The organism is Hymenobacter seoulensis, assembly GCF_054780535.1.
The window spans coordinates 791,862-806,037 of the sequence record NZ_BAAGWD010000001.1 but is presented as its reverse complement, the minus strand read 5'-3'; the positions used below and the strand labels follow the sequence as shown (position 1 = coordinate 806,037).

Here is a 14,176-nt window from a genome sequence, read left to right as displayed (position 1 = left end):
AATTAATACCCAGTGTTCTGCTTCAGATTTTGGTTTACAGCCAGGTCAGCAGCCGGAATGGGGAACAGAACCCGGAAAGGTTCCACAGCACGTCCGTTGGCTACACCACCCTTGAAGGGCCACAGGTAAGAACCCTCTACGAACCGTCCGAAACGAATAAGGTCGGTGCGGCGGTAGCCTTCCCAGAACAGTTCACGGCCCCGCTCATCAATCAGGAAGTTGAGGTTAAGCTGCGAGTCATTGATAGCGCTGCCAGGCTGATTGTTGAAGGCCCGTGCCCGGATATCGTTCACGTATTTTAAGGCCAAAGCCCGGTCGCCGGTGCCGCCGCGCACTACTGCTTCAGCATAGGTAAGCATTACTTCAGACAGACGAATCATGGGGAAGTCAACGCCCGAGAAGTTTTGCGCACCACCCTGCCCTTGACCGGCCGAGTTTACGTTGCGGTACTTAATTACACCAAAGCCTTCTTCGAAATTGTAGAGGTCGGTGATTTCTAACGGACGGGCACTGCCGTCTACTTTCTTCACCCAGAAACGACCACGCGTATCTTTGGTCGTGTCAGAGGTAATGCCGCCGCTTGGGTTCTGGAACAGATCAAACAGGGATTTGGTGGTGCGGATACCGCCCCAACCAGTACCCATGCCCACCCGAGCCTGCCATCCAGCGTTCTGGCCAGTAGCACCGTTCACCAGGAAGGTAGTACCGCCGTAGCTCTGCGTGCTGTTCACGTCGAAGGCAACAGGCCAGATGATTTCATTGCGAGCCGGAGCCGTGTTGTTGTCGGCCAGGAAGAGGCGAGCGTAAGGCGAGGCCACAGTACCCGCTCCAGTAGTTGACAGCGTATAGCCAGCGTCAATTACTTTCTTAGCCTGAGCAGCCGCATCGTTCCAGCGCTGGGTGCCGGTGTATACCTGAGCATTCAGGTACAGACGCGCCAACATGGCCCAAGCTGCCGACTTGTCTACGCGGGCATACTCATTAGAGCGAGGCTCCGCGAAGTCAGGATCAGCTGCCAGTGCAGTCAGTTCCTTCTCAACATATGTGAACAGCTCTTGGCGAGTCGCATACTTAGGTTTGGCAAAGCCAACGGCATCGCTTTCCGTTACAAACGGACCGTTACCGAACAAGTCGATTACATGCATGTACGCTACAGCGCGCAGAAAGCGGGCTTCGGCGCGGAAACGCTTAGCCGATGTGGCATCAGCTCCTTGCAGACGCGAAGAGAGCTTATCGTCTGATGCTTCGCGGATGAACTCGTTGCAGGCAGCTATTTCGAAATAGATGCGGCTATACAAACCACGGATCAGCGGGTTGCTGGAATCCCAGTTCATGTTGTGCCAATCCCGAAGGCCCAAGTCGTTCCACACGATAGTCGCCTCGTCGGTGGTAAGCTCTTGTGCGCTCCACAGCTGACGGATGTAGTCGGAAGTACCCTCGTCAATGCCACCAATATCACCAGCGCCTGCGGGGCCTTGCTGGCCGGTCAGGGCGAAGCCGGCGTACAGCTTAGCCAGTACCTGACGATAGCCGTTCAGGTCTACGTATACTTTATCAGGAGTAAGCTCATATTTAGGCGTCTGATCAAGCTCGCTCGTGCAAGAGGTGCTGCCCGCAGATAGCGCCAAGCCGGTCGCCGCAACGACGAAGCCACGGATTACATGTTTATTCATGGGTGGGAATATTAGAAGCCTACGTTTAAGCCAAAGGTGAACGTGCGGGCGCGGGGGTAAAAGTTGTTGTCGATGCCGCCAGCTATCTCAGGATCAAGTCCATTGTACTTGGTAATGAGGAATGCATTCTGAACAGCACCAGTTAAACGAAGGTTTGCTTTCTCGCTGAAAACTTTGCCCACGTTGTAGCCCAGCGTAATGTTCTCACACCGAACAAATGAGCCGTTCTCCAGATAGTAGTCAGAGAACAGTTGCTGCGTGTTGAAACCCGTGTTGCGGATATCAGTTGGCAAGTTGAGCAGGTAGTTGGTAGAGCCCTGCGCGTTGGAGAAGTTACCGAGGTTAGCAGCAATAGAGTTGTACACGTAGTTGCCTACGTTGCCACGCAACAGGAACGACAGGTTTACCTTTTTATAGGCTACGTTGGAAGAGAAGCCTAGTACAGCCAGCGGAGCAGGCTGCTTGTAGCGGTAGTTGTCACGCTCGTTGATAGTGCCATCGCCGTTGCGGTCAACATAGATGCCTTCAAGCGGCCGGCCATCGGCACCATATACCTGCTGACGCACGTAGAAGGCGTTGTTGGGAGAGCCTACGGAGTTCACCTGAATAGTGCTGCCAGTACCACCGGGAATACCACCGGTCAGGTAACCTTCGAACCCTTCTTGCTGGTCACCCAGCTCAGTGATTTCGTTTTTATTGTAGGCGACGTTGAAGTTAACATCCCAGTTCCAGCTCTCGGAGCGAACTGGAATCACGTTGAGGTTCAGTTCAACACCACGGTTGCGCAGCGAGCCAATGTTCGCGTTCAGCTGGTTAGTCAGGTTAGAGCCAGCAGCTACGTTTACCAGAGAAAGCAGGTCGCTGGAAGTGCGCTCGTAGGCATCAATAGAGCCCGAAACACGGTTTTCCAGGAAGCCGTAGTCCAAACCAACGTTCCAGGTAGTAGTGGTTTCCCAACGCAGCCCTTGGTTGTAGCCTGATGGGCGCAATGTTCCAACGCCATTATACTGAGCGGCAGCATTGCCTACCCGGTAGCGGGGGAGGTAGTCGTATACACCCCCAATGTCCTGCTGGCCGGTGCGGCCCCAGCCGGCACGCAGCTTCAGCTCCGAAATGGTGTTGTTATTGGAGAGGAATTCTTCTCCTTTCAGGCGCCAGCCCAAGCCAACTGCTGGGAAAATACCGCTCCGCTCGCCATCGGCGAAGCGTGAAGTGTTATCGTTCCGAACAGTAGCCGTGAGCAGGTAGCGGTCCTTGATGTTGAAAGTGGTCCGGCCAAAGTAAGAGAGCAGAACGAGCTTAGAATAGTAGCCCGGCACAGTCAGCTCATCGGCGGGGTTAACCAGGGTAGTCCGGTCAAAGCGGTAGTCGAGGAAGTTGTCGCCTTTGTTGACAAAATCCTGATAGGAATGACCTGCCTGAATATCGAAGCGGGTGCCACCAAACTGCTTACCGTACGCCAGGTAGCCTTCCAGCAGGCGCATGTCCTTCTTCTGGTTGTACTGCGTGAAGCGGCCTTGGTTGAGGAAGTTGCCGAAATCTGCCAGGCTAGTAGTAGCTGAACCTTCACCGCGCGCAATGTCGGTAGCCAAGTTCAGGTTAGCACGCAGACCCTCGATGCCATGGATTTTGTAGTCGAACTGCACATTGCCGATCAGACGCTTTACATCACTAACGTTGTTCACGTTGTTCAGTGCTGCTACCGGGTTACCAATGGCCAGGCCCAGGGGGTTGCCATTGCTTTGCAGAAACTGGAAGTAGCCACCATAGGGAGCATAGCGGGCTTCATCGCTACGTACGGGCTGCGTTGGGTCAAACAGAACGGCGTTGCCAATCTGGCCTGCATCAATGAAGCGGTTATCAACCTGAGTTCCTTTCGCATTAATGTCAATGCGCAGGCGATCATTAAACAGCATTGGCGAGAGGCTAATGGAGCCTGAATTACGCTTCAGCTTGTTTGTGATGACAATACCTTCCTGCTGCAGGTTGCCATAGGATATCCGGAAAGGAATTTTGGCCGCGCTGCCCGTCAGGCTTACGTTATTGTCGAAGGTAGTAGCAGTGCGAAAAATTTCTTCCTGCCAATCGGTTGAGGCTGCGCCGAGCGTAGCAATCTGGCTCGTGGAGCCATTCTCGCGTATGATGTCAGCAAACTCCTGCGCGTTAAGAACGTCGTAGGTTTTGGTGCGCTTAGAAACCGAGGTTTGTGAGGAAAGATTAACCGTTAGTTTTTCGCCCTGCAGCCCCTTCTTAGTAGTAACCAGAATAACACCGTTAGAGGCGCGGTTACCATAGATGGCCGTGGCGGAAGCGTCTTTCAGTACAGTTACGCTCTCAATATCGTTGGGGTTGATAAGGCTAAGCGGGTTAGAAGCACCCGAAATACCATCTTTATCAACCGGAACGCCGTCAATTACATACAACGGGTCGTTGTTGGCGTTCAGGGAAGAGTTGCCCCGAATACGGACCGTAGAAGCTGCGCCGGGAGCACCGCCGCCGGTAGTAATGCTTACGCCGGCAATTTTACCCTGCACCAGTTGCTCAGGGTTGGTTACCTGGCCCTGTACAAAGTCCTTGGCCTGTACCGTAGATACGGCACCGGTAACGTCTTGCTTACGCTGGGTACCGTAACCAATTACAACTGCTTCGTTGAGTAGGGTAGTGTTTTCCGACAGCGTTACGGCTGCTACTGCTGTGTTCTGACCGGCTGTAACGTTGATTGACTGACGCTGCGTAGTGTAGCTCACGAACGACATCACCAGCGTGTGGGGGCCGGAGGGAACGTTCTGAATCGAGAAGGTACCGTCGGAGTTAGTAGAACCACCGAGGTTGGTGCCTTCCACGATTACCGTTACTCCGGGCATGCCTTCGCCCTTTTCGTCCAGCACACGGCCGCTTACCGTCCCGATTCCCTGCGCGTATGCGCTGCTAACGCTCACACCTGCGCACAGGAGAGGCAGCGCCAGTTTCGCTAGATAGGGGTGTTTCATTGAAAAAAAGTTAGGGGTTGAAATGGATTTTTCCGGACTGACCGGAGTGGGAATTTAGTGGTCCTAATTAGGGCTGCTGCAGTGATTAATGCGACGAGTATTGCCGGCTTCATCTCTGCGTTTGCCCACGTTCAACATCACCAAATCAGTTGAGAAACAACGCAAGTTAAAGTGTTGGTACCAACAAAAACAATGGCCTTATGGGGCGAAGCAGGTATAGTGATAATTGGACTTAGTGCCTGTTTGTAGTCATTTATGCAAGGGACAGGGAGAGCCGTAGCTGCTTGAGCCTCTAAAACACTAGGTTGACTAGATGAATAAACCAGTGCTTTTAAACAAAAAAGCAACCCCTACATGGTTTTAGCGGCATTAGTAGTTTACTAAAACGCTTGTTCTCTGTTGACTTTAAGTAGTGCTGTATTGCTTGATGTTATTAAAACGTTTTGCTTCCTTATAGCCCTAGCGAAAGTGGGTATTTAAAGTATAAGTGGTGCTGAATTGATACGATTTTCTCTTGATCGGCAGCCATGGTGGTGATGAGGCCTTTATTTCAGAGGTGTAGATGAAATAAACTACTAGCTAACGGAGGATAATGATAAAATTTGGCTCATTGTATATTGTCAATTTAGCAACAGCGCGAAGTCAATATTTTGCCACTTTCACGGAAAATAATTTGCATAAAATCTAGGCTATTCTTTAACGGCTTTTAGTAGGCAAACGACATGGGAGTTCGGAGATAGTATGCCGGTAAATTTTTAATTCTGGTAAGGGCTTACTTACTGGTGATAGTGCTTAAAAAAGTAAGATATAAAAGTGATTTTCATGGAAAAGTGCAGATTGTCTTTAATCGATAATTAGGGCATTTCTGCTTCTCGGCTTTACTAATGATGAGAATGTAAGTACTCGCTTTCAGTTGAGTAGCGAGTTACCGTAGCTTGCAGCCTGTAACATATTGCTCGTTGTATGAAACCTGCCCTCTGTGGTGTTTTTCTGGTTCTGTTTACTTTCCTGACCGCGAGAGCACAGACCGTTTTCCGAATAACAGGCCTGCCTGCCCAAACTCCTGCTGGCTCAGTACTTTACATGGCTGGTAGTAGCAATGGTTGGCAACCGGCTGATAAGGACTATGCCTTCACTCGCCAGCCGAATGGTACTTATGAGTTGTTGCTACCAGCAGCTTCTACGGGTGCGCTAGAGTTTAAAATTACGAGAGGCTCTTGGGCTACTGTAGAAACGGACAAGCAAGGAGCAGATGTGAGCAACCGCCGCTACAGCGTGGGCCAGGAGCCCGCTACGGTAGAGTTGCAGGTGGCCAACTGGAAAGACCAGGGCAGTCCGGCGCCCGCCAGTGTAAGCACGGCGCTTCAATCCAACGTCCAAATCATTAGTGCAGAATTTGCGATGCCGCAACTAGGGCGTACACGCCGAGTATGGGTGTATCTGCCCAACGACTATGCTGCTGCGCCGGCCAAGCGCTATCCGGTGATGTACATGCACGACGGCCAGAACGTATTTGACGCCTGTACCAGCTTCTCGGGCGAATGGGGCGTAGATGAAACACTAGCTCAGCTGCAACAGCAAGGCTTTGATGTAACGGGCAGCATTGTGGTGGCTGTGGACAATGGGGGAGGTGAACGGTTGAATGAACTCTCTCCCTGGAAAAACCCGGAATACGGCGGCGGGCAAGGGCAGCAGTATGTTGATTTCATAGTCCAGACGCTGAAACCGTATGTGGATGCTACTTTCCGTACCCTGACGGGGCGGGAGTATACGGGCATAGCTGGCAGCAGCATGGGCGGGCTTATATCTACGTACGCGGCGCTTCGCTACCCCCAGGTATATAGTAAAGTAGGCGTGTTTTCGCCGGCATTTTGGTTTGCCAAAGACTCTCTGTTCCAGTACCTTCGCCAGCATCGGCCGCAGCCCGATACCCGCTTTTACTTTGTGAGTGGCACCACAGAAAGCGAAACCATGGTGCCCCTTATGCAGGCCATGCGTGATTCGCTAGGCCGCGCGGGGGTGCCAACTGCCAATTTGTATTTCACTACGCCCCCCGATGGCAAACACGCTGAATGGTTCTGGAAACGGGAGTTTTCGGCGGCGTACACGTGGTTGATGAAACCTGCCGTGCGCACGGGCAACCGCACCGAAGCGGAGCTGGCATTCAGTGCGTTTTCGAATCCGGCCACTAACCGCTTAACTTTTCAGTTGCCTGCTGGCATTAGGGCAGCGCATCTCGAAATTCAGGATATGACGGGCCGTGCGGTACTAAAAGAGAAAGTAAAATCAGGGGAGAGCCTGGCGTTGGATCGGTTGACAAAGGGAAGCTACCTGTTGCGGTTGCGGGCCGGAGCAGCCCTAGGAAGCCAGCTGCTGGTGAAAGAGTAAGCTGAGCAGTGCCTAGGATAAAAAATTCGGGCTTCTTCTTGCAGGAAAACAAACTGAACTTACCTTTGCCCCCGTTCAACGCCTCAACTTAATTCTGGCAATGACTTTCTCAATGACTCAGCAAGCGTGGTGGTGGCCTTACGGAAATTCCGGACGGGACATCCTGTGCGTGCGCTAAGGTCATCTGAATAACCTCTTCGCATCTGCTCAAAAGCCCGGCCGCTCAGCCGGGCTTTTTTTATTCCCGGCACTGGTCAACCTCAACCATCAACACCAGCTTGCCCCATGCACCACTTCCAGCTCAACACCCGTTACCTGCGCGTTCTGGCCGATACCGTTACGCCGGTAGGTCTCTATCTGCGGCTGCGCGACCGGTACGCCAACTGCATTCTGCTGGAAAGCTCCGACTACCACGGCCAACAGAACGCCTTCAGCTACCTGGCCTTCGACCCCCTGGCCCGATTTGAGCTCAACGACCGTGAACTGACCCTCACGTTCCCCGACGACACGACTGAAACCGAAACCCTGGCCGAGCCCCGGCAGGCGCTGGAACGGCTGCAGGAGTTTGCTAGCTGCTTCCAGACCGAGGAAACGGGCCACGATTTTATTACGGGCGGGCTGTTTGGCTACCTGGGCTACGAGGCCGTGCAGTACTTCGAGGATCTGGAGCTGAACACGGGGAAGCAGCCGGCTGGCAACACACCAGATATCTTGTACAGCACCTACCGCTACGTTATTGCCGTCAACCACTTCCGCAACGAGCTGTATGTGTTTGAGCACACACTGGCCGGACAGCACGTAGATGAAGATGGCCTGACGCGCCTTGTAAACCTGATTCGGAACCCTTCCTTGCCCGATTTCAAGTTCAAGGCAACCGGCGAGGAACTCACCAACCAGTCCGACGAGGAGTTTCTGAAGGTGTTGGCGCAGGGTCAGCAGCACTGCCAGCGCGGCGACGTGTTTCAGATTGTGCTCTCGCGGCGGTTTCAGCAGGGTTTTACCGGCGACGAGTTCAATGTGTACCGGGCGCTGCGCTCCATTAATCCGTCGCCGTATTTGTTCTACTTCGACTACGGCTCCTTTAAAATATTCGGCTCTTCGCCCGAAACGCAATTGCTCATCAAAGGCCGTACCGCCAGCCTCTACCCAATTGCCGGTACGTTCCGGCGCACTGGCCACGATGCTGAGGATGCCGCGCTGGCCCAAAAGCTGGCCGATGACCCCAAGGAAAACGCCGAACACGTGATGCTAGTGGACCTAGCTCGTAACGACTTGGCCCGCCACGGCGACGAGGTGAAAGTGAAGGTGTTTCGCGAAATCCAGTTTTACTCGCACGTTATCCATCTGGTAAGCGAAGTGACGGCTCAGCTGGCGCCAACGGCTAGTCCGCTGCAGGTGGTGGCCGATACGTTTCCGGCCGGCACGCTCTCCGGGGCGCCCAAGCACCGGGCCATGCAACTCATTGATGGGCTGGAGCCCACGGCCCGCGGCTACTACGGCGGCGCCATCGGCTACCTGGGGTTCAATGGCGACTTCAACCACGCCATCATGATTCGTTCGTTTTTGAGCACGGCGGGCCAGCTGTACTTCCAGGCTGGGGCGGGAGTAGTAGCCGCTTCTGATATTCATTCGGAACTCAATGAAGTGCACCACAAGTTGGCTGCGTTGCGCAAAGCACTGAAAGAAGCTGAATCGGTTTAAGTGAAAGCGCATCCTAGTAACTACAAGCGCCTAACCACTAGCCCTACCATTTCAAGCAACCCTAACCTAGGCTTCTGGCCATCCCCTCCGTTCAAATCATGAAAATCCTTGTTCTTGATAATTACGACTCCTTCACCTACAACCTAGTGCAGGTACTGCGGGAGTTGGGTCACACGGATAACGTTACCGTGGTTCGCAATGACAAACTAGCGGTAGAAGAGGTGGCGCAGTATGATGCCTTACTACTTTCTCCCGGCCCGGGCGTGCCTTCTGATGCGGGCCTGATGCCGGAAATCATTAAGCAGTATGCCTCCACGAAGCGGATTTTGGGCGTGTGCCTGGGCCATCAGGGGCTGGCCGAAAGTTTTGGCGGCGAGCTGTATAACCTGGATACGGTGGTGCATGGGTTGGCCACTGAGGCCGAGGTAGTAGCCCCCGACCGGTTGTTTGAGGGCTTGCCAACTTCTTTTAAAGTAGGGCGCTACCACTCCTGGAGCGTGCGGCCCGAGTCGGTGCCAGCGGCGCTGGAAGTAACGGCCGTAGATGCCGAGGGCGAGGTAATGGCGTTCCGGCACCGGGAGTATGATGTGCGGGGCGTGCAGTTTCACCCAGAGTCTATTCTGACGGAGCACGGACACCAGATGCTACGCAACTGGCTGGCCTAATTCGCACGCTTATCTCGCTCTTTCCCTACTTCTCCCCACCACCCAACTGCTGAAGGCAACTGCTGCCAGCTCCCGCACATCGTGAAACAGATTCTAAATCAACTATTCGACCAGCAACTGCTGACCCACGCCGAGGCCCGCGAGGCCATGCTGCGCATTGCGCAGGGCGAGGCTAACACGTCGGAAATGGCGGCATTCATGGCCGTGTACCGCATGCGGCTGATTTCGGTGCCTGAGCTGGCGGGCTTCCGCGACGCCCTGCTGAGCTTGAGCCGCGACCCAGAGCTGGGCACCCACGATACCGTGGATATTGTAGGCACCGGCGGCGACGGTAAGGATACCTTGAACATCAGTACGTTGGCGTGCTTTGTAGTGGCCGGAGCAGGCTACAAAGTGACCAAGCATGGTAACATCGGGGTGTCATCGGTGTGTGGCTCCTCGGATGTGCTGGCCCAGTTAGGGGTAGATTTTGGCGTAACCAACGATATGCTGAAGCGGCAGCTGGAGCGCGCCAACATCTGCTTTCTGCACGCACCTTCCTTTCATCCGGCCATGCGCCACGCTGGGCCAGTGCGCCGGGAGCTGGGCGTGCGCACCTTCTTTAATATACTAGGTCCGCTTATCAACCCAGCCCGGCCCAACTACCAGGTGGCCGGCACCTTCAGCCTGGAGCTGCTGCGCCTGTATCACTACTTGCTCCAACAAACCGATATCCGCTACGCCGTAGTGCACGCCTTGGATGGCTACGATGAACTCTCATTGACGGGGGCGGCCAAGCTGGCCTCGCCGGAAGGGGAGCGGTTGGTGTCGGCGCAGGACCTAGGGCTGCTGGCCACGAAACCCGAAGAGCTGGCCGGCGGCCGCACCGCACAGGAATCGGCGAAGCTGTTTGTGGATGTGCTGGAAGGCCGCGGCACCCGCCCGCAGCGCGACGTGGTAACGGCCAACGCTGCCCTGGCCATCAGCTGTTTGGAACCCGGGTTCAGCTTTTCTGATTGCCTAGCCACGGCGCAGGAATCGTTGGAGTCGGGGCGGGCGCGGCAGGCGCTGCGGGAGCTAGTAGCCGTTACGCACAGCCACGCCACTACCCTCTAACCAGGCGCCAACCGCATTCTTACGCTTCCGGTCGGCTCTTTTTCCGGAAACGTTGTTCTACTGTTCCTCGCCCCTAGGGTGAGACTTCACTTAAACTCCCGCCGAGGGAAACCGGGCGGTACCACAATGCCTACCATTCTCGATAAAATCATTGCTCACAAGCGCCAGGAAGTAGCCAACCGCCAAGCCCTCGTGCCCGTGAAGCTGCTGGAACAAAGCCTGTATATGCCGGCCCAACCCCTGAGCCTGCGCCACTACCTGCTGCGCGACGACCTGAGCGGCATCATTGCCGAGTTTAAGCGCAAGTCGCCGAGCAAGGGCTTCATCAACCCCCACGCCCCCGTAGAGCGCACCACGCTTGGCTACATGCAGGCCGGTGCCTCGGCCTTGTCGGTGCTGACGGATACCGAATTTTTCGGCGGCAAAAACGAAGACCTGACCACGGCGCGCCGCTACAATTTCTGCCCTATTCTGCGCAAGGATTTCGTGGTGGATGAGTACCAGATTCTGGAAGCCAAAAGCATTGGGGCCGATGCTGTGCTGCTGATTGCAGCGGTGCTGAGCGGCGAGGAAGTGCTGCGTCTGGGCCGCTTGGCCAAAAGCCTGGGCCTGGAAGTACTGCTCGAAATTCATGATGCTGAAGAGCTGGAGAAAACCCTGCACCCCGACGCCGTGAGCTTGGTAGGCGTAAACAACCGCAACCTCCACGACTTCTCCCTGACCCTGGATACCTCTGGCGAGCTGGCCCAGCGCATTCCGGCTGAGTACGTGAAAGTGACGGAGAGCGGCCTCAGTTCAGCCGCTGAAATTGAAGCGCTGCGGACCGTCGGGTATCGGGGCTTCCTGATCGGGGAAACCTTCATGCGCCATAGCCGGCCCGAAAAAGCCTGCGCCGCCCTGGTGCAGCAGCTCCGCGCCACCGAAGCCATTACCTTACTATAATGTCGGTGCGCCTGAAAGTCTGCGGGATGGCCCAGCCCGAGAACTTGCGGGCGGTAGCGGCCCTGCGGCCCGACTTTCTGGGTTTCATCTTCTACCCGAAGTCTAAGCGCTACATGGTGCCCACGCTCACGCCCGCCGAGGCGGCCGCGGTTCCGGCCAGCATTCAGAAAGTAGGCGTGTTTGTGGATGGTGACCTCGAAACGGTTCAGGCGCGGGTAGCAGAGTACGGCTTGCAAGCGGTGCAGCTGCACGGCCACGAAACACCGGAACTGTGCGGGACATTGCGAGCGGCGGGCCTAACGGTAATCAAGGCGTTTGCGGTAGGAGAGGAGTTCGAGTTTACTAGCCTGCTTCCGTACGTAAACCAGGTCGACTACTTTCTCTTCGATACGGCCGGCGCGCAACCCGGTGGCAATGGCACTGCCTTCAATTGGCAACTGTTAGCAGAATACACGCTGCCGGTGCCATACTTCCTAGCCGGCGGACTAGCCCTCGAACACGCCCAAACCCTCCGAAACTTGCAGCTGCCTGGCTTGTTTGCCTTGGACCTGAACAGCAAGTTCGAAACCGAGCCCGGCGTGAAGGATGCCACTCAGCTGCAGCACATGTTCGCCGCCGTGCGAACTTCAGACCGTCAGCACCCCTAGTACCCTCAGACTCTTCATTTCATTCGCTAGGCTGCCCACACGCGTGAAGCCTAGCTGTCAGAACGAAAGCAGCATATGTCCATGAAACCAACCTACCAGCAACCCACGGAGCGCGGCTACTACGGCCAGTTTGGCGGTGCCTTCATACCGGAAATGCTTTATCCCAATGTGGAAGAGCTGCGCCAGCAATACCTGAGCATCATGGCCGAGCCAGAGTTTCAGGAGGAGTACCAGCAGCTCCTGCGCGACTACGTGGGCCGGCCTACCCCCTTGTTTGAAGCCAAGCGCCTGTCGGCCAAGTACAACACCCGCATTTACCTGAAGCGCGAGGATTTGTGCCACACCGGCGCCCACAAGGTCAACAATACCGTCGGCCAAATTCTGCTAGCCAAGCGTTTGGGCAAAACCCGCATCATCGCCGAAACCGGCGCTGGTCAGCACGGCGTTGCTACGGCCACGGTGTGTGCCCTGATGGGCATGGAGTGCATTGTGTACATGGGCGAAATTGACATGGAGCGCCAGAAGCCTAACGTGTACCGCATGCGCTTGCTCGGGGCCGAAGTACGCGCGGCCATGAGCGGCAGCCGTACCCTTAAAGACGCCACCAACGAAGCCATCCGCGACTGGATTTCCAACCCCGTGGATACGCACTACATCATTGGCTCGGTAGTAGGTCCGCACCCATACCCCGACTTGGTGGCCCGGTTGCAGTCGGTTATCAGTGAAGAAATGCGCAAGCAACTGCTGGAGAAAACCGGTTCCGAACTGCCTCAATATGTGGTGGCCTGTGTGGGCGGTGGCTCCAATGCGGCGGGCGCGTTCTATCATTTCCTAGAAGAGCCTTCCGTGAAACTGGTAGCCGTAGAGGCCGCCGGGCACGGTATCCACTCAGGGCACTCGGCGGCTACGTCGGTGCTGGGTAAGCCGGGCATTATTCACGGCTCACGCACCTTGCTCATGCAGGACGAAGACGGCCAGATTACCGAGCCGTATTCTATTTCGGCAGGCCTTGATTATCCCGGCATTGGGCCGCTGCATGCTTTCCTGGCTGATGCCGGCCGGGCACAGTTCATCAGCATTGAGGATGAGGATGCCCTGCGCGCCGTATCAGAATGCAGCCGCCTGGAAGGTATCATTCCGGCCCTCGAAACCGCGCATGCCCTAGCTGCCCTGGGCCAGCTGGGCGCCGGCCCCGACGATGTGGTAGTTATCAACCTCTCCGGCCGCGGCGACAAGGACCTGGAAACTTATCTGAAATACGCCGACACGATTCTCTAGCTCTCCCATGACCAACCGAATAGCGCAGGCTTTCCAGAAGAAAGGCAAAAACCTGCTCAACGTCTACTTCACGGCTGGCTACCCCACGCTTCACGCCACGGTGCCGCTCATTAAGTCCCTTTCCGCAGCCGGCGCCGACCTCATCGAAATCGGGATGCCATTCTCGGACCCCCTGGCCGATGGTCCGGTAATCCAGGCGAGCAGCACGGCCGCCCTCAGCAACGGCATGAACATGCGCGTGCTGTTCGAGCAGCTCGATGGTATCCGGCAGGAAGTACCTGAAACACCTATTCTGCTGATGGGTTACCTCAATCCGGTGATGCAGTTCGGGGTAGAGAATTTCTGCCGCGAGGCCGCCGCTGCCGGCGTTGATGGTATCATCCTGCCCGATTTGCCCCTGGATGACTACGTAGCCGAATACCAGGAGATTTTCCAGCGCCACAACCTGCGGCCGGTGTTCCTCATCACGCCCCAAACCGCTCCGGAGCGCATTCGCCGCATCGATGATCTGACGGACTCCTTCCTCTACCTCGTATCGGGTCCCGGCACTACGGGCGGCGCTAACACCCAGGCCGAAGGGGTGCAGGAGGCCTACTTTCAGCGCATCGAGGACATGAAGCTGCGCAACCCGCGCCTTATTGGCTTCGGTATCGGCGACAAAGCCTCTTTCCAAAACGCCTGCCGCTACGCGGAGGGAGCCATCATCGGCTCGGCCCTAATCCGCGCCCTCGACGACACCGACGATGCGCCCGCCGCCGCCGCGCGCTTTGTTTCCTCTGTTCTTCATTAACCAGCTA

Annotated in this window: 9 protein-coding genes and 1 pseudogene; 8 read left to right on the top strand and 2 right to left on the bottom strand. The window is 55.8% G+C overall.

The window, feature by feature from the left end:
* Positions 1–2: 2 nt before the first annotated feature.
* Together ACYVHC_RS03485 and ACYVHC_RS03480 are read right to left on the bottom strand one after the other, a co-directional pair.
* Positions 3–1,673 carry a RagB/SusD family nutrient uptake outer membrane protein gene (locus ACYVHC_RS03485; protein WP_460612276.1) on the bottom strand — a complete coding sequence of 557 codons (1,671 nt, stop codon included), beginning with the start codon at positions 1,671–1,673 and terminating at the stop codon, positions 3–5.
* A gap of 11 nt (positions 1,674–1,684) precedes the next feature.
* Complete coding sequence (locus ACYVHC_RS03480; RefSeq protein ID WP_460612275.1) at positions 1,685–4,663, bottom strand: SusC/RagA family TonB-linked outer membrane protein; 2,979 nt, start codon at positions 4,661–4,663, stop codon at positions 1,685–1,687.
* A 963-nt stretch (positions 4,664–5,626) separates the two neighbouring features.
* Here ACYVHC_RS03480 and ACYVHC_RS03475 point away from each other — a divergent pair.
* From ACYVHC_RS03475 to trpA, 8 genes and pseudogenes are all read left to right on the top strand, one after another.
* A complete protein-coding gene (locus ACYVHC_RS03475; protein WP_460612274.1) occupies positions 5,627–7,051 on the top strand; it encodes an alpha/beta hydrolase-fold protein in 1,425 nt (474 codons plus the stop codon).
* A gap of 278 nt (positions 7,052–7,329) precedes the next feature.
* A pseudogene (locus tag ACYVHC_RS03470) lies at positions 7,330–8,752 on the top strand (anthranilate synthase component I family protein).
* A gap of 98 nt (positions 8,753–8,850) precedes the next feature.
* Positions 8,851–9,417 (top strand): anthranilate synthase component II, encoded by a 567-nt coding sequence (locus ACYVHC_RS03465; RefSeq protein ID WP_460612273.1) that lies wholly within the window; start codon positions 8,851–8,853, stop codon positions 9,415–9,417.
* Positions 9,418–9,498: 81 nt separating this feature from the next.
* On the top strand, positions 9,499–10,512 hold the full coding sequence (trpD, locus tag ACYVHC_RS03460; protein ID WP_460612272.1) for an anthranilate phosphoribosyltransferase: 1,014 nt from the start codon (positions 9,499–9,501) through the stop codon (positions 10,510–10,512).
* 126 nt (positions 10,513–10,638) lie between these two features.
* Complete coding sequence (gene trpC, locus ACYVHC_RS03455; RefSeq protein ID WP_460612271.1) at positions 10,639–11,454, top strand: indole-3-glycerol phosphate synthase TrpC; 816 nt, start codon at positions 10,639–10,641, stop codon at positions 11,452–11,454.
* Positions 11,454–12,101, top strand: coding sequence for a phosphoribosylanthranilate isomerase (locus tag ACYVHC_RS03450; RefSeq protein ID WP_460612270.1), 648 nt, complete (start codon positions 11,454–11,456; stop codon positions 12,099–12,101). The genes trpC and ACYVHC_RS03450 overlap by 1 nt, the downstream gene beginning before the upstream one ends.
* Before the next feature lie 81 nt (positions 12,102–12,182).
* The gene (gene trpB, locus ACYVHC_RS03445) at positions 12,183–13,379 is read left to right on the top strand and encodes a tryptophan synthase subunit beta (protein WP_460612269.1); all 1,197 of its coding nucleotides are present in this window, start codon (positions 12,183–12,185) and stop codon (positions 13,377–13,379) included.
* 7 nt (positions 13,380–13,386) lie between these two features.
* The gene (gene trpA, locus ACYVHC_RS03440) at positions 13,387–14,169 is read left to right on the top strand and encodes a tryptophan synthase subunit alpha (protein ID WP_460612268.1); all 783 of its coding nucleotides are present in this window, start codon (positions 13,387–13,389) and stop codon (positions 14,167–14,169) included.
* Positions 14,170–14,176 lie beyond the last annotated feature (7 nt).

Excerpts from the sequence above, each read along its gene's own strand:
- ACYVHC_RS03485 (WP_460612276.1), bottom strand. The coding sequence starts at position 1,673 with ATGAATAAACATGTAATCCGTGGCTTCGTCGTTGCGGCGACCGGCTTG.
- ACYVHC_RS03480 (WP_460612275.1), bottom strand. The coding sequence starts at position 4,663 with ATGAAACACCCCTATCTAGCGAAACTGGCGCTGCCTCTCCTGTGCGCA.
- ACYVHC_RS03475 (WP_460612274.1), top strand. The coding sequence starts at position 5,627 with ATGAAACCTGCCCTCTGTGGTGTTTTTCTGGTTCTGTTTACTTTCCTG.
- ACYVHC_RS03465 (WP_460612273.1), top strand. The coding sequence starts at position 8,851 with ATGAAAATCCTTGTTCTTGATAATTACGACTCCTTCACCTACAACCTA.
- trpC (WP_460612271.1), top strand. The coding sequence starts at position 10,639 with ATGCCTACCATTCTCGATAAAATCATTGCTCACAAGCGCCAGGAAGTA.
- ACYVHC_RS03450 (WP_460612270.1), top strand. The coding sequence starts at position 11,454 with ATGTCGGTGCGCCTGAAAGTCTGCGGGATGGCCCAGCCCGAGAACTTG.
- trpB (WP_460612269.1), top strand. The coding sequence starts at position 12,183 with ATGAAACCAACCTACCAGCAACCCACGGAGCGCGGCTACTACGGCCAG.
- trpA (WP_460612268.1), top strand. The coding sequence starts at position 13,387 with ATGACCAACCGAATAGCGCAGGCTTTCCAGAAGAAAGGCAAAAACCTG.